Raw genomic sequence first — 16,381 nt, forward strand, 5'->3', positions numbered from 1 at the left:
CGGCGGATCCTAGATTCATTCGCCGATGAAGCTGGATTTTTCCCTGATCATACTACCGTCATGGCTCAGCGAGCTGACCACAAAGTAGATGTCGTGCGCGCCTCGAGTGGCGTGCTCGGGCTCGGCCTGCACCCGCACGGTGACGGTCTCTGTCTGGGTGGGCGCGACTTCGACCACCTGTCCGGGCTTGTCCAGCCTCAGGCTGGGCAGGCCTTCCACTTGGATCTTGAAGCGCTGCGCCTGTTCGCTGGTGTTGATCAGCTTCAGGTTGTAGCTGTTTTCCAGCAGGCCGTCGTCGGTGGCGCGCACCAGAACCGCGCGATCACGCAGCACATCCACTTTGAACGGTTTTTTCAAGATCAGCGCGGTGGTGGACAGAGCGATGATGCCGGCCAGTAGGCTGGAGTAAACGATGACTCGCGGGCGATGACTGCTGCTGGGGCGGTTGGGCTTGCCGGCGGCTTCCAGCGCGGCGGCGCTGGTGTAGCGGATCAGCCCGCGCGGCGCATGGATCTTGTCCATGACCTGGTCGCAGGCGTCGATACAGGCGGCGCAGCCTATGCACTCGTATTGCAGGCCGTTGCGGATGTCGATGCCGGTGGGGCAAACCTGCACGCAGATGCCGCAATCAATGCAGCTGCCGCGCGCCTTGTCCGCCGCTTGCTTGCTTTTGCCGCGCGGTTCGCCGCGGCGGTTGTCGTAGGAGATGATCAGGGTGTCGTTGTCGAACATTGCGCCCTGGAAGCGGGCGTACGGGCACATGTGCAGGCAGACTTTCTCGCGCAGCACGCCGGCCAGCAGCCAGGTGAAGCCGCCGTAGAACAGTATCCAGAAGCTTTCCCACGGGCCGTAGGCCAGGCTGGGCGCGGCGGCGGCCAGTTCGCGCACGGGGGTGAAGTAGCCCACCAGGGTAAAGCCGGTGATCAGCGAGAACAGACCCATCAGTCCATGCGCCAGCGTTTTGCGCGTGAATTTGTTGACGCTCATCGGCGCGGCGTCCAGCTTGCGGCGCGCGTTGTGATCGCCCAGGGTCAGCCGTTCGATCCACAACATGATCTGGGTGTAGACTGTCTGCGGGCAGCTGTAACCGCACCAAAGCCGGCCCGCCAGCGCGGTCCACAAGAACAAGCCCAGCGCGCAGATCACCAACAAGGCGGCGAAAAAGATGAAATCCTGCGGCCAGAAAGTGAGGCCGAAAATCAGGAAACGGTGTTGTTCCAGGTCCAGGTGCACAGCCTGCCTGCCGTTCCACTGCAACCAAGGCAGGCCGAAGAACACCAGTTGGGTGGCGAGAACCATGAACACCCGAACATTGTTGAAGCGGCCGGTGGTCAGGCGCGGATAGATTTTGATGGGGACGGCTTGCTGGCTAGACATGGCAAAATGACCATTGGATGAAAACCCCTTATTAGTACTGCTTGGGATCGGTACAAACAATGAACAGTTGCTCTTGAAAATGTGTATACAGCGCAGTCTGTCTATATACAGATCAGGGCTGGGGCTTGACGGGTATTTGGGGAAACTTCAATTGAAAACAATGAGTTTTCCATGCATGAAACGGGTGCTTCCACTGGCCGATCCCGCTTCATGCTGTATTGGATGCGTGAGACTGTGCTGATGGCCTCCGCACAATAAACCTGCCGAGTTTGTGGGGTTTACGGGATTTTATCTGGCAAGCTGCGGGAAAAGACGATAAATCCCGTCTACAATGATTTCCACCGACACCGCGGCCAGCAGCATGCCCATCACTCGGTTGACGATATTGATGCCGGTCTGTCCCAGCAGGCGCGACAGCGGCGAGGCCAGCACCAGCGCGCCGTAGCAGGTGATGGCCACCAGCAAACTGCTTACCAAAAGGTAAATCACCTGTACCCATGACGAAGCCGTGGTCGCATAGATGATCACGGTGGAGATGGTGCCCGGCCCAGTCATCAGCGGAATCGCCAAGGGCACCACGGCGATATTGGTCTTGCTTTCCGCCTCCTCGCGCTCCACCTTGGTGGTTTTGGTGGGGCCCGGCTTGGCGTTCATCAGCGCGATGGCGATCAGCATCACCAGCAGGCCGCCGCCCACCTGGAAGGAGCCGACGCTGATGCCGAGAAAGCGCAGCAAGGTCTCTCCGACGACGGCGAACAGGCAGAGCACGATGGCCACGGCAATGGCCGTGGTCTTGGCGATCTTCTTGCGCTCCAATTGATTGGAGGTGGGCGTCAGGCTAATGAAGATGGGGATGGCGCCCAGCGGATTGACCAGCACCAGCAGCGCGATGAATATTTTTGCGATTTCGACTTCCATGGTTCGGATCATACCTTTCGCTGGAGGACTGCGCATTCAGGCGGGAGACGGGAAGCGTCGGCACTGCGTCAGACAGGAGCGTCTCCACGTAAAAAACCGGTTGGCCCAATTGGGCGCAACCGGTTTCAGCATAGCCGGAATTCAGCTCAGTCCGTGTTCAGCAATTGCTCCAGCGTGCGGCGGTAAATTGCGGACAGCGGCTCGATGTCGGCCACTTCCACGCATTCGTTCAGCTTGTGGATGGTGGCGTTGACCGGGCCGAACTCCACCAGTTCGCGCGCGATGCGTTTGATGAAGCGGCCGTCGGAGGTGCCTCCAGTGGTGGATAGTTCGGCCTGGCGGCCGGCGACGGCGGCGATGGCGCGGCCGAGGGCATCGGTAAGCTTGCCCGGCTGGGTCAGGAAGGGCTGGCCGGACAACTGCCAGTGCAGTTCGTAGCCGAGGCCGTGGCGGTCCAGAATGGCGCAGACCCGCTCCTTCAGCGATTCCGCGCTGCTCTCCGGCGAGAAGCGGAAGTTAAAGCGAATTTCGCAATGGCCGGGGATGATGTTGCTTGCGCCGGTGCCAGCGTGGATGTTGGAGACCTGCCAGCTGGTGGGCGGGAAAAAGGCGTTGCCCTCATCCCAGCGCGTCGCCGCCAGTTCCGCCAGCGCCGGCGCCATCAGATGCACCGGGTTTTTGGCCAGATGCGGGTAGGCGATGTGCCCCTGGATGCCATGCACGATCAACTGACCGGACAGTGAGCCGCGGCGGCCGTTTTTGATGGTGTCGCCCAGAGCTTGGTCCGAAGTGGGTTCTCCGACGATGCAATAGTCTATGGTTTCGCCACGCGCTTCCAGTGCGTCCACTACCTTAACGCTGCCGTCCACCGCCACGCCTTCCTCGTCCGAGGTGATCAAGAGGGCGATGGAGCCGGGGTGTCCGGGGTGGTGGGCGACAAAGTCTTCGCAGGCGGTGACGAAGGCCGCCAGCGAGGCTTTCATGTCGGCGGCGCCGCGGCCGTAGAGCAAGCCGTTGCGGACAGTGGGTTCGAAGGGCGGGCTGTCCCATTGTTCCAGCGGGCCGGTGGGTACTACATCGGTGTGGCCGGCGAAGCAGACCAGCGGGCCGTCGCCGCCGCGGCGCGCCCAGAAATTATCGACGTCGCCGAAGCGCATGCGTTCCACGCGAAAGCCGATGGCTTCCAGCCGGGCTATCATCAGTTCCTGACAGCCTTGGTCGCGAGGGGTGACTGAGTCCAGCCGGATCAGTTGCCGCGCCAGTTCCAGGGTTGCGCTCATTTCAGCAGGCGCTCCGCCCAGTCGGCTTCGACGAAGCCGACGCTGATCTTGCCGTTTGCGTCCAGCACCGGGCGTTTGATCACTGAGGGATTGGCCTGCATCAAGGCCAGCGCGGCCGGCAGTTGATCGGCGCCGGCCTTGACCTCGTCCGGCAGCTGGCGCCAAGTGGTGCCCTGGCGGTTGATCAGCTTGGCGAGGCCGACCGCGGCGGCCCAGCGTTCCAGGCTGGCGGCGTCCGCGCCTTGTTTCTTGAAATCATGGAAGTGGTAGTCGAGGCCGTTGTCGCTGAGCCATTGGCGCGCTTTTTTGACGGTGCTGCAGTTGGGGATGCCGTAAAGAGTAATCATGGGTGGGTTACAGGTCCAGTTTGATGCTGTCGAAGCTTGGCGGCTCGCCGCCGGCTTGCTTATCGTCGCCGCTCGCCGCTTTTTCCTTGCTCTGATTGATCAACCAGTACAGGTTGGTGGGCGAGTCGGCGTTTCTCAGGGCCTCGTCCAGGCTGATGCGTCCCGTGCTGTAGAGCCGGTACAACGCCTGTTCGAAGGTTTGCGAGCCATCGCTCATGCTGTTTTCGATGGCTTCCTTGATTTTGTCTATCTCTCCGTTTCGGATCAACTCCGAAATGCGCGGGGTGTTGATCAGGATTTCAATTGCCGGCACTCGGGCGCCGTCCACGGTGGGAATCAAGCGCTGCGAAACCACTGCCTTCAGCGCGGAGGAGAGGTCCATCAACAAGGCGGCGCGGCTTTCCGCCGGGAAGAAATTGATGACTCGGCTCAGCATGTGATAGCTGTTGTTGCCGTGCAGCGTGGAAATACACAGATGGCCGGACTGGGCGTAAGTGACCGCCTGGGTCAGGGTTTCGGGATCGCGGATCTCGCCTATCATCAGCACGTCCGGCGCCTCGCGCATCGCGTTCTTCAGCGCGCGGGCATAGGAGAGGGTGTCGAAGCCCACCTCGCGCTGGTTAACGATGGATTTGTCGTGGCGGAACAGAAACTCGATCGGGTCCTCCACAGTGAGGATGTGGCCGCTCATGGTCTGGTTGCGGGTTTGCAGCATCGCCGCCACGGTGGAGCTTTTGCCGGAGCCGGTGGAGCCTACCACCAGGATCAGGCCGCGTTTGAGCTTGATCAGTTCGCTGAGTATCGGCGGCAGCTGCAAGTGATCCAACGAAGGAATATTGGGCAGGATGTAGCGCACTACCATGCCCACCGAGCCGCGCTGCCAAAAGATATTGATGCGGAAACTGCCGAGGCCGGGCACGGGATGGCCCAGATTCATTTCCCGCTCCTGCTCGAAGACGCTTATCTCCTCTTCGCTCATCAAGCTGTAGGCCAGTTGCTTGACCATGTCCGCGGTTAGCGGTTTTTCATTCAGCGGCAGCAGTTCTCCGTTCTGCTTGATCATCGGCGGAGAGAAGCTGGTGAAGAACAGATCGCTGGCGCGGCGTTCGGCCATCAATTTGAAAAACGGCAGCATCAACATAATCGTGCACCCGGAAGCGGCAAGGTTTATCAATAAAACGGTTTTTTAAAGTGTAGCCGTCTCGCGTCCAAAAAAAACGCCGCCCGACAGGACGGGCGGCGGCGATTTCATGGTGTCGGCATGCGTCAGGCGGATTTGACGCTGTTGTTTTCGTCCCGCAGCGCGCGGCGCAGAATCTTGCCGACATTGGTCTTGGGCAGTTCGTCGCGGAACTCCACCAGCTTGGGCACTTTGTAACCGGTGAGGTTGTCGCGGCAATGCTGGATGATGTCCTTTTCCGTCAGTGCGCGGTCTTTGCGCACCACGAACACTTTGACCACTTCGCCGGACTTGTCGTCCGGCACGCCGATGCAGGCCACTTCCAGCACCCCGGCGTGGCCGGCCACCACGTCTTCGATCTCGTTGGGGTAAACATTGAAGCCGGATACCAGAATCATGTCCTTTTTGCGGTCTACCAGTTTAACGAAGCCGTCCGGGGTCAGCATGGCCATGTCGCCCGTGGCGAGGAAGCCGTCAGGGCTCAGCACCTTGGCGGTTTCGTCCGGGCGGTTCCAATAGCCTTTCATCACCTGAGGGCCGCGGATGCACAGCTCGCCCTGTTCGCCGGGCGCCACTTCATTGCCGTTCGCGTCGCGCAGTTGCATCTCGGTGGAGGGCACCGGCACGCCGATGGCGCCGTTGTAGGCGGGGAGGTCCAGAGGGTTCATGCACACGGCCGGGCTGGCTTCGGTCAGGCCGTAGGCTTCCACCAGGGTGACGCCGGTCACTTGTTTCCACTTGTCCGCCACCGCTTTTTGCACCGCCATGCCGCCGCCCAGCGCCAGGCGCCAGGTGGAGAAGTTCAGCTTGGCGAACTCGGGATTGTTCAGCAGCGCGTTGAACAGGGTGTTGACCCCCGTCATGCAGGTAACCGGGTACTTGCCCATTTCCTTGATGAAGCCAGGGATGTCGCGCGGATTGGTGATCAGGATGTTGAGCGCCCCCACCTCGGTGAACACCATAAGGTTGGCTGTCAGCGAGAAGATGTGATAGAGCGGCAGCGCGGTGACGATGATCTCTTGCCCCGGACGAATAACCGGCTTCACCCATTCGCCCGCCTGCAGCATATTGGCGACGATATTGCGATGCAGCAGCATTGCGCCCTTGGAGACGCCGGTGGTGCCGCCGGTGTATTGCAGGAAGGCGATGTCGTCATGGCCCAGCTGCACCGGGCGGTAGGGCGAGCGCGCGCCGCGGGACAGGGCGTCGCTGAAGCGGACATGGCCGGGCAGGCGCCACGGCGGCACCATTTTCTTGACCTTGCGCACCACAAAATTGACCAGCATGCCCTTGGCGAAGCCCAGCATCTCGCCGATGGAGGCCACGATCACGTGCTTGACCTGGGTGCGCGGCAGCACTTGCTCCAGCACATTGGCGAAGTTTTCCAAAATCACGATGGTTTCCGCGCCGGAATCCTTCAACTGGTGCTCCAGCTCGCGCGGGGTGTACAGCGGGTTGACGTTGACCACGGTGCCGCCGGCGCGCAGGGTGCCGAACACCGCAATCGGATATTGCAGCAGATTGGGCATCATCACCGCCACGCGGTCGCCCTTCTGGAGCTTCAGCTCATGCTGCAAATAGGAGGCGAACTGACCGGAGAGCTGATCCATCTCGCGGTAGCTGAGCTCTTTGCCCATGCAGGCCAGAGCGGGACGGTCATGGAATTTTTTTACGCTGCGGTCGAAAACCTCGACCACGGATTGAAACTGATTGATGTCGATTTCGTGAGCTACGCCCGGCTGGTAGTTTTTGAGCCACACCTTTTCCATAAATCCCGGTTTCTCCATCGTGCTGGTTAACGAGAGTCGCGCCAGCGTGTCGCGCGCCGGCGGGCATCGTACCTTTTGGTAACTATAATATTTGTTATGTCGCGGCGGCTTGGCCGCTCATGACGTCAAACTGCTGTTTGAGTGCCCGGTAATGTACCGTAACTAGAACCGCTCGCAAAGAAGTCCGGCGCAAACAGCCGCCCGAGTCCGTTGGCGGCGGGTGGTTCGCCGGTTTTCTTTTTCAATGGAATAGGTTACAATCGCGTCGGTTAGGGATGGGCGTTTCGCCCATTTTTTATTTGTGGAAAAAGCAATGGATGTTCGTTTGCTGCTGGACAGCACCCTGCCGGGTCTCGGCTATGAGTTGGTCGATTTCGAAATGACCCCGGGGGGCGGTTTTCGCGTTTTTATCGACAAGCCGGGTGGCATCACCGTGGAAGATTGCGTCCAGGTGAGCAATCACTTTACCCGCCTTTTCATGGTCGAGAACATCGACTACGAGCGACTCGAAGTATCTTCGCCGGGCTTGGACCGTCCGCTGAAGAAAGAGGCTGATTTCGTCCGCTTCGCCGGAAAGCTTGCCAAGATCAAGACGCGCATGCCGATCGAGCAGCAGAAGAAATTTACCGGTCGTCTTGCCGGGGTCGAGGAAGACTCTGTGAAGCTGGATGTGGATGGCCGTATCGTGGCAATTCCGTTTGCCAATATCGACAAAGCCAGGCTGGAGCCTGAGTTTTGATGTCTGGACGGCCATAAAGCCACGCAAAAGGACAAAAATCGGAGAGGAATGAATGAGTCGCGAGATTTTGTTGCTGGTGGATGCCCTGGCGAGCGAAAAGAATGTCAGCAAGGATGTGGTGTTTTCCGCCCTTGAGATGGCGCTTGCCTCGGCAACCAAGAAAAAGTTTACCGATGACGAGATGGACGTGCGCGTCGAAATCGACCGTCACAGCGGCCAATACCAGACCTTCCGCCGCTGGTTGGTGGTGGAGGACGAGCTGCTGGAATCGGAAAGCAAGGAAATCGGCGTAATCGACGCGCGTGAGCGCGATCCGCGCATTGAAGTGGGCGCGTTCATCGAGGAACCGATGGAAGCGGTGGAGTTTGGCCGTATCGGCGCTCAAACCGCCAAACAAGTGATCCTGCAACGCATCCGCGACGCTGAGCGCGAGCAGCTGCTGAACGAGTTCCTGCAGCGCCGCGAGCACCTTGTGACCGGCACCATCAAGCGCATCGAGCGGGGCAACGCCATCGTAGAATGCGGCAAGCTGGAAGCGGTGCTGCCGCGCGATCAGATGATCCCCAAGGAAAACCTGCGCGTGGGCGACCGCGTCAAGGCCTTCCTGTTGCGCATCGATCGTTTGGGTCGCGGCCCGCAGCTGGTGCTGTCGCGCACCTCTCCGGATTTCTTGACCAAGCTGTTTGAGCTGGAAGTGCCGGAAATCGACGAAGGCCTGCTGGAGATCAAGGCCGCCGTGCGCGATGCCGGCATGCGCGCCAAGATCGCGGTTAAAGCCAACGACGCGCGCATCGACCCGCAGGGCACCTGCATCGGCATGCGCGGTTCGCGCGTTCAGTCGGTCAGCCAGGAGCTGGGCGGCGAGCGCATCGACATCGTGCTGTGGGCGCCGGAACCGGCTCAGTTCGTGATCAACGCGCTGTCGCCGGCCGAGGTCAGCCGCATCATGGTGGATGAAGACAACCACAGCATGGACGTGGTGGTGGAAGAGGAACAGCTGGCGCTGGCCATCGGCCGTAGCGGCCAGAACGTCAAGCTGGCCGCCGAATTGACCGGCTGGTACCTCAACATCATGACCGTTGCCGAGGCTGAAGAGAAGCACCAGGCGGAAGACGCCGCCGTGCGGGATCTGTTCGTGAGCGCCCTGGGCGTGAGCGAGGATGTCGCCACCGTACTGGTGCAAGAAGGCTTTGCCGCTTTGGAAGAAGTGGCTTATGTGCCAATTGCGGAAATGCTGGAGATTGAAGGGTTTGACGAGGAGCTGGTCAACGATCTGCGCAGCCGCGCACGTGACGCTCTTTTAACACAGGCTATTGCGTCCGAAGAAAAGGTGGAAAGCGTTTCCGATGGCCTGCGCGATATCGAGGGCCTGGACGCCGAGCTGGTTCGCAAGCTGGCCGAAGGCGGCGTGATCACCCGCGACGACCTGGCCGATTTGGCCGTGGACGATCTGGTGGACATGACCGGCATGGAAGCCGAGACCGCCCGCGCCGTCATCATGAAGGCGCGCGAGCACTGGTTCGACCAGTAAGGCCTGTCCGGAAAGAATTTACAGAATTTGGGAAGACGCATGGTTTTGACAAACGTAAAACAATTTGCCAGTGAGCTGAATCTCACCCCGGAGCGCCTGCTGGAGCAGCTGGGCGCGGCGGGCGTGAGCAAGCGTTCGCCGGATGACGCGCTATCCGCGCAAGACAAGACCCAGCTTCTAGACTATCTGAAGCGTTCCCACGGCGCGCGCGACGAAGAGTCGCGCATCGCCCTGACGCGCAAGTCTACCAGCGAGATCAAGACCGCCGACGGCAGCACCGTCAAGGTGGAGACTCGCAAGAAGCGTTTCGTGGTGCGCCCGGAAGAGGCGTCCGCGGCTCAGCCCGCCGCCGCGGCGGAATCCCGCCCGGCCGAGCCGGTGAAGGCGCCGGAACCGGCGCCGGTGGTAGAGGCCAAGCCCGAGCCGAAAGCGGAAGCCAAGCCCGAGCCTAAGCCGGAACCCGCTCCGAAAGCGGCGGAAGCCAAGCCCGAGTCCAAGCCGGCGGAAGCGCCGCGCCAGGAAGCCGCCAAGCCGGCCGCTCCCAAGCCGGCCGCGCCGGCGCAGCGTCCCACCGTGGCGTCCATCCTGACCCCGGAAGAGATTGCCGCCCGCGAAGCGGAAGAAAAGCGTCAAGCCGCGTTCCGCGCCCGTCAGGAAGCGCTGATGCGCGAGAAGATCGAGCGCGAAGAACGCCGTCAGGCTGCCCGCCAGGCCGCGCTGCAGCCGCCTCCGCCGCCGCCGGCTCCCGAGCCGGTACGCGCCGCGGAGCCGGCGCGCCGTGACGAACCGCGCCGCGACGATCGTCGTCCGGCAGGCGACAACCGCGGTCCGCGCCCGACGGGCGACAATCGCGGCCCGCGCCCGGCAGGCGACAACCGCGGTCCGCGCCCGGCTGGCGACAATCGTGGCCCGCGCCCGGCAGGCGATAACCGTGGTCCGCGTCCGGCGGGCGACAACCGCGGTCCGCGTCCGGCTGCAGCCGGCGCGCCCGGCGCTCCTGTGGTTCCGGCCACGGTGGCCGGCCGTCCCGACGCCAAGAAGGGCGGCGGCAACAAGAAGGGCGGCGATCGCTGGGATGAAGGCAAGAAGGGCGGCCGCGGTCTGAGGACCAAGGGCGGCGATGCCGGCAACGACTGGAAATCCCGCGGCGGCAAAAACCGTCACAAGCAGAACAATCAGCACGCTTTCCAAGCGCCGACTGAACCTATCGTGCACGAAGTGCTGGTACCGGAAACCATTTCCGTTGCCGACTTGGCGCACAAGATGGCCGTTAAGGCCGTTGAGGTCATCAAAGCGCTGATGAAGATGGGCATGATGGTGACCATCAACCAGGTGCTGGACCAGGAAACCGCGATGATCGTGGTGGAAGAAATGGGTCATGTGCCGAAGGCGGCTCAGGCCGACGATCCGGAAGCCTATCTGGAGCTGGGCGGCGGCGAAACCGTGGAAATGACCGAGTTGCCGCGCTCCCCGGTGGTGACCGTGATGGGTCACGTCGACCACGGCAAGACCTCGCTGCTGGACTACATCCGCCGCGCCAAGGTCGCCGCGGGCGAAGCCGGCGGCATTACCCAGCACATCGGCGCCTACCACGTGGAAACCCCGCGCGGCATGATCACCTTCCTGGATACCCCGGGTCACGAAGCGTTTACCGCGATGCGTGCCCGCGGCGCCAAAGCCACCGACATCGTGGTGCTGGTGGTGGCGGCCGATGACGGCGTGATGCCGCAAACCATCGAAGCCATTCACCATGCCAAAGCGGCCAAGGTGCCGATGGTGGTGGCGGTGAACAAGATCGACAAGCAGGGCGCCAACGTAGAGCGCATCCGCCAGGAACTGGTATCGCACGAAGTGGTGCCGGAAGACTGGGGCGGCGACACCCAGTTCGTTGAAGTGTCGGCCAAGATGGGCCTGAACATCGACGCGCTGCTGGAAGCCATTCTGCTGCAAGCCGAAGTCCTGGAGCTGAAAGCTCCGGTGGACGCCCCGGCCAAGGGCATCATCGTCGAGGCTCGCCTCGACAAGGGCCGCGGCCCGGTGGCCACGCTGCTGGTGCAGTCCGGCACCCTGAAGAAGGGCGACGTGGTACTGGCTGGCACCGCTTTCGGTCGCGTTCGCGCCATGATGGACGAAAACGGCAAGGCCATCGAATCCGCCGGTCCGGCGATTCCGGTGGAAATCCTGGGTCTGTCCGACGTGCCGCAGGCCGGCGAGGACGCGATGGTGCTGACCGACGAGAAGAAGGCGCGTGAAATCGCCTTGTTCCGCGCCGGCAAGTTCCGCGACGTGCGTCTGGCCAAGCAGCAGGCGGCCAAGCTGGAAAATATGTTCGCGCAGATGGCGGAGGGCGAGGTGCAAACCCTGTCCATCATCATCAAGGCCGATATGCAAGGTTCTTACGAAGCGCTGGCCGGCAGCTTGCAAAAGCTGTCCACCGACGAAGTGCGCGTGGGCATCCTGCACTCCGGCGTGGGCGGCATCTCGGAATCCGACGTCAACCTGGCGATCGCCTCCAAGGCCATCGTGATCGGCTTCAACACCCGTGCCGACGCCGCCGCCCGCAAGCTGGCGGAGAGCGAAGGCGTGGACATCCGCTACTACAACATCATCTATGATGCGGTGGACGAAGTGAAAGCGGCCTTGTCAGGCATGTTGGCTCCGGAGAAGAAAGAGCAGATCCTGGGCACGGTGGAAATCCGTCAGGTGATCCCGGTGTCCAAGGTGGGCAATATCGCGGGTTGCATGGTGACCGACGGCATGATCAAGCGCACTGCTTCGATCCGTCTGATCCGCAACCACGTGGTGGTGCATACCGGCGAACTGGACTCCCTGAAGCGCTTCAAGGACGACGTGAAGGAAGTGAAGCAGGGCTACGAATGCGGCCTGATGCTGAAAAACTTCAACGACATCCAAGAAGGCGACCAGCTGGAAGCGTTCGAAATCGTGGAAGTGGCGCGCTCTCTGTAAGCGAGACGCCAGGGGCGGGCGCCGGTCTGACCGTGAGGTCGGCGGGCGCTCGCCTTTTTTAATTTCGCCGCGAAAACCACGAAATGACATGGCGGCCCAGGCCGTGTCATTTCGTGGGTTTCGTGGCCTTGAGCGGCGGCGACGCCGCGCAAAGTTGATTGGAAGTGATATGGCAAAAGCCAAAAAAGGTTTCTCCCGTTCCGACCGCATCGCTGAACAGATTCAGCGCGAATTGGCGGAACTGACCCGCAAGGGTTTGAAAGATCCGCGCGCAGGCTGGATCACCATCACCCTGGTGCAAGTGACCCGGGACTACTCGCACGCCAAGGTGTTCTACACCGTGATGGACGAGAAGACGCGGGAAGCGACGCAGGAGGCGCTGGAAAGCTCCGCCGGTTATCTGCGTTCCGAGCTGGGCCGCAGCATCAAGATCTTCACTACGCCGCAGCTGCATTTCGTCTATGACGAATCGGTGGAGCGCGGCATGCACATGACCAGCCTGATCAATCAGGTGGTGCGCGAGGACGCCGAAAAATTCGGCGGTCAGGAAGCCCCGTCCAGCGGGGACGGCGCCGAGGGCAAGGAATGAGCAAGCCGCGCAGCAATCGCCGACAGATAGACGGCGTGCTGCTGATCGACAAGCCCTACGACATCTCCAGCAACGGCGCCTTGCAAAAGGCGCGCTGGCTGCTGAACGCCGCCAAGGCCGGCCATACCGGTGTGTTGGATCCGCTGGCCACCGGCCTGTTGCCGGTGTGCCTGGGCGAGGCGACCAAGTTTTCCTCCTATTTGCTGGATGCGGACAAGGGGTATCGCGCCACGGTGAAGTTTGGCGTGGTCACCACCACGGGGGACGTAGAGGGCGAGGTAGTGTCCGAGCGCCCGGTGGCTTTCGACCGCGAGGGCTTGCTGGCGGCGATGGCGGCGTTCCGAGGCGAAATCTCCCAGGTGCCGCCGATGTATTCGGCGCTCAAGCATCAGGGCAAGCCCTTGTACGAGTATGCGCGCGCCGGCATTGAGATTGAACGCGAGGCGCGGCGGGTGAATATTCGCCGGCTGGAGCTGATCAGCCTGGACGGCGACACCGCGGTGATCGAGGTGCTGTGCAGCAAGGGCACGTATATCCGCACCCTGGCCTGCGACATCGGCGAAGCCTTGGGCTGCGGCGCGCATTTGACCGGTTTGCGCCGTACCGCCACCGGCGGTTTTTCGCTGGACGAGGCCTTGCAGCTGACCGACATCGAGGCGTTGGACATGCCGCAGCGGGAGGCTTTGCTGCTGCCGGCGGACATCCTAGTGCGCCATCTGCCGGAAGCTGAGTTGGCCGCCGACGAAGCCGGTAAATTCATGCACGGGCAGCCCGTGCGTTTTGCCGAAAAATGTGCGAAAATGCAGCGTTTCCGGATTTACCGCGAGGGAAGCCGGGAATTTCTGGGGCTGGGCGAGGCGCGCGACGATGGTCGCCTGCATCCGATCCGGCTCCTGGCGAGCAAGGCGGCAACGTCTTGAACGCCGGCGGCCTTAGGGCCGCAACCGGAGTGTTGATGGGTTGTCGGGGTTTCGGCCTTGCTTGCTCGCTGCACTTGTCGGGTTGAAAAACCCCTACTGATAATTTGGAGTTACCCCAAAATGGCAATGACCGCCGCTCAAAAAGCAGACATCGTTAAAGACTTCCAGCGCAGCGAAGGCGACACCGGTTCGTCCGAAGTGCAAGTGGCTCTGTTGACCGCTCGCATCAACGACCTGACCCCGCACTTCAAAGCCAACACCAAGGATCACCACAGCCGTCGTGGTCTGTTGAAGCTGGTTAGCCGCCGTCGTCGTCTGCTGGATTACCTGAAGCGCACCGATGCCGATAGCTATCGCGCATTGATCGCCCGTCTGGGTCTGCGCAAGTAAGGTTGGGTTTTGGAAAAGTCGCAGCGTGCTGCGACTTTTTCATGCCGCATCAAGATCGCGAGCATTACTGCTGTAACAACGGGGGGAGCCTCTAAAAATTCGGATCCATATGCCTTGGTCAGAATTTTTAGGGGTTCCCGTTGTTTTTTCGGCTTGCGATTATTTGTCACACACCAAGAAATAGGGAAACCCTGTGTTCAATAAAATCACTAAGTCTTTCCAGTACGGCCGTCATACCGTGACTCTGGAAACCGGCGAAGTCGCACGCCAGGCGTCCGGCTCCGTCATCGTCACCGTTGAAGACACCGTGGTGCTGGTCTCCGTGGTTGGCGGCAAGAACGTCAAGCCGGGCCAGGACTTCTTCCCGCTGACCGTGGACTACCTCGAGCGCACCTACGCCGCAGGCAAGATCCCAGGCGGCTTCTTCAAGCGCGAAGGCAAGCAGTCCGAGAAGGAAGTGCTGACCAGCCGCCTGATCGATCGTCCGATCCGCCCGCTGTTCCCGGAAGGCTTCTTCCACGACGTGCAAATCGTCGCCACCGTGATGTCGCTGAACCCGGAAGTGGATTCCGACATCCCGGCGATGATCGGCGCTTCCGCCGCTCTGGCCATTTCCGGCCTGCCGTTCGCCGGCCCGATCGGCGCTGCGCGCGTTGGCTACGCCAATGGCGAATACATCCTGAACCCGACCCGCACCGAGCTGGCCGCCTCCGAAATGGACTTGGTGGTTGCCGGTACCGAGCGCGCGGTGCTGATGGTGGAATCCGAAGCCAAAGAGCTGCCGGAAGCCGTGATGCTGGGCGCCGTGGTGTTTGGCCACGAGCAAATGCAAGCCGCGATCAAGGCCATCAACGAACTGGCCGACGAAGTGAACCCGGTGATGTTCGACTGGGCCGCTCCGGTTGCCAATGAAGAGCTGATCGCCCAAGTGCGCGCCATCGCCGGCGAGCAACTGGCCAACGCTTTCCGCCTGCGTCAGAAGCAAGCCCGCACCGTGGCGATCAACGAAGCCTGGGACGCGGTTAAGTCCAGCCTGATCAACGAAAACACCGATACCCTGAAGGCCAATGAGATCAAGGGCATCTTTAAGGGTCTGGAAGCTGAGATCGTTCGCGGTCAGATCCTGGCCGGCGAAGCCCGCATCGATGGTCGCGACACCCGCACCGTGCGCCCGATCAGCATCCGCAATAACGTGCTGCCGCGCACCCACGGTTCCGCGCTGTTCACTCGTGGCGAAACCCAAGCCATGGTGGTGACCACCCTGGGCACCAAGCAGGACGAGCAGATCATCGACGCGCTGGCCGGCGAGTACACCGAGCGCTTCATGCTGCACTACAACTTCCCGCCGTACTCCACCGGCGAAGCCGGCCGCATGGGCCCGCCGAAGCGCCGTGAAATCGGCCATGGCCGTCTGGCCAAGCGCGCGCTGGTAGCCGTGCTGCCGCCGGAATCCGAGTTCGGTTACTCGATGCGCGTGGTGTCGGAAATCACCGAATCCAACGGCTCCTCGTCGATGGCTTCCGTGTGCGGTGGCTGCCTGTCGCTGCTGTCCGCCGGCGTGCCGCTGAAGGCGCATGTGGCTGGTATCGCCATGGGTCTGATCCTGGAAGGAAATCGCTTCGCGGTGCTGACCGACATCCTGGGCGATGAAGATCACCTGGGCGACATGGACTTCAAAGTCGCCGGTACCGCCGCAGGCGTGACCGCGCTGCAGATGGACATCAAGATCCAGGGCATCACCAAGGAAATCATGCAGGTGGCGCTGGATCAGGCCAAGGAAGGCCGCATGCACATCCTGGGCCTGATGAAGGAAGCCGTGGACGGCCCGCAAGAGCTGTCCGCTCACGCTCCGCGTCTGTACGTGATGAAGATCAACCCGGACAAGATCCGCGAAGTGATCGGCAAGGGCGGCGAAACCATCCGCTCCATCACCAAGGACACCGGCTGCGAGATCAACATCGAGGAAGACGGCACCATCACCATCGCTTCGATCAGCAACGAAGGCGCGGAAGCCGCCAAGAAGCGCATCGAAGAGATCACTGTTGAAGTGGAAGTGGGCAAGGTGTACGAAGGCACCGTGGTCAAGATCCTCGACAACAATGTAGGCGCCATCGTGTCCATCCTGCCGGGCAAGGATGGTCTGGTTCACATTTCCCAGATCGCCAACGAGCGCATCAAGAATGTGGCCGACTATCTGAAAGAAGGCCAGGTAGTGAAAGTCAAGGCCATCGAAATGGACGACCGCGGCCGCATCCGCCTGTCCATCAAGGCTTTGCTGGAAGAAGAAGCCAAGACCGCGCAGGCAACTGCCGACTCCTTCGGCCTGAAAACCCAGTAAGCCAGCCTAGGCCCCGTTCCGATGCGGAACGGCCGC

13 protein-coding genes are annotated in these 16,381 nt (G+C 61.5%); 7 read left to right on the top strand and 6 right to left on the bottom strand.

All coding sequences use genetic code 11. From position 1 onward, the window contains the following. Positions 1–15: 15 nt before the first annotated feature. The 6 genes from ccoG to ACUXV1_RS11230 all read right to left on the bottom strand — a co-directional run bounded on the left by ccoG (position 16) and on the right by ACUXV1_RS11230 (position 6,871). Entirely contained in the window at positions 16–1,377 is a 1,362-nt protein-coding gene (gene ccoG / locus ACUXV1_RS11205; RefSeq protein ID WP_114152515.1) for a cytochrome c oxidase accessory protein CcoG, read from the bottom strand. A 288-nt stretch (positions 1,378–1,665) separates the two neighbouring features. Continuing rightward, complete coding sequence (locus tag ACUXV1_RS11210; RefSeq protein WP_043634009.1) at positions 1,666–2,295, bottom strand: MarC family protein; 630 nt, start codon at positions 2,293–2,295, stop codon at positions 1,666–1,668. A 146-nt stretch (positions 2,296–2,441) separates the two neighbouring features. Next, a complete protein-coding gene (gene dapE / locus ACUXV1_RS11215) occupies positions 2,442–3,575 on the bottom strand; it encodes a succinyl-diaminopimelate desuccinylase (RefSeq protein ID WP_081556307.1) in 1,134 nt (377 codons plus the stop codon). Further along, on the bottom strand, positions 3,572–3,922 hold the full coding sequence (locus ACUXV1_RS11220) for an arsenate reductase (protein WP_081556308.1): 351 nt from the start codon (positions 3,920–3,922) through the stop codon (positions 3,572–3,574). Before ACUXV1_RS11220 ends, dapE begins: the two co-directional genes overlap by 4 nt. Before the next feature lie 7 nt (positions 3,923–3,929). Beyond that, positions 3,930–5,057 carry a PilT/PilU family type 4a pilus ATPase gene (locus tag ACUXV1_RS11225; protein ID WP_231138223.1) on the bottom strand — a complete coding sequence of 376 codons (1,128 nt, stop codon included), beginning with the start codon at positions 5,055–5,057 and terminating at the stop codon, positions 3,930–3,932. Positions 5,058–5,188: 131 nt separating this feature from the next. Next, on the bottom strand, positions 5,189–6,871 hold the full coding sequence (locus ACUXV1_RS11230) for a long-chain-fatty-acid--CoA ligase (protein WP_446015425.1): 1,683 nt from the start codon (positions 6,869–6,871) through the stop codon (positions 5,189–5,191). Positions 6,872–7,184: 313 nt separating this feature from the next. Between ACUXV1_RS11230 and rimP the strand changes: the two genes are divergently transcribed. The 7 genes from rimP (at position 7,185) to pnp (ending at position 16,345) form a co-directional block, all read left to right on the top strand. Continuing rightward, positions 7,185–7,610 (top strand): ribosome maturation factor RimP, encoded by a 426-nt coding sequence (gene rimP / locus ACUXV1_RS11235; RefSeq protein ID WP_043633992.1) that lies wholly within the window; start codon positions 7,185–7,187, stop codon positions 7,608–7,610. 52 nt (positions 7,611–7,662) lie between these two features. Further along, entirely contained in the window at positions 7,663–9,141 is a 1,479-nt protein-coding gene (nusA, locus tag ACUXV1_RS11240; RefSeq protein ID WP_114152467.1) for a transcription termination factor NusA, read from the top strand. A 39-nt stretch (positions 9,142–9,180) separates the two neighbouring features. Further along, positions 9,181–12,108 (top strand): translation initiation factor IF-2, encoded by a 2,928-nt coding sequence (gene infB, locus ACUXV1_RS11245; RefSeq protein ID WP_446015426.1) that lies wholly within the window; start codon positions 9,181–9,183, stop codon positions 12,106–12,108. Positions 12,109–12,277: 169 nt separating this feature from the next. Next, on the top strand, positions 12,278–12,697 hold the full coding sequence (rbfA, locus tag ACUXV1_RS11250; RefSeq protein ID WP_446015427.1) for a 30S ribosome-binding factor RbfA: 420 nt from the start codon (positions 12,278–12,280) through the stop codon (positions 12,695–12,697). Next, positions 12,694–13,617, top strand: a complete 924-nt coding sequence (gene truB / locus ACUXV1_RS11255) for a tRNA pseudouridine(55) synthase TruB (RefSeq protein ID WP_337883089.1) — start codon at positions 12,694–12,696, stop codon at positions 13,615–13,617. Before rbfA ends, truB begins: the two co-directional genes overlap by 4 nt. 120 nt (positions 13,618–13,737) lie before the next feature. After that, a complete protein-coding gene (gene rpsO / locus ACUXV1_RS11260; RefSeq protein WP_019104449.1) occupies positions 13,738–14,007 on the top strand; it encodes a 30S ribosomal protein S15 in 270 nt (89 codons plus the stop codon). Positions 14,008–14,200: 193 nt separating this feature from the next. Continuing rightward, positions 14,201–16,345, top strand: a complete 2,145-nt coding sequence (gene pnp / locus ACUXV1_RS11265; RefSeq protein WP_043633977.1) for a polyribonucleotide nucleotidyltransferase — start codon at positions 14,201–14,203, stop codon at positions 16,343–16,345. Positions 16,346–16,381: the final 36 nt, after the last annotated feature.

The sequence above is a fragment of the Chromobacterium sp. W521 genome (assembly GCF_052805975.1).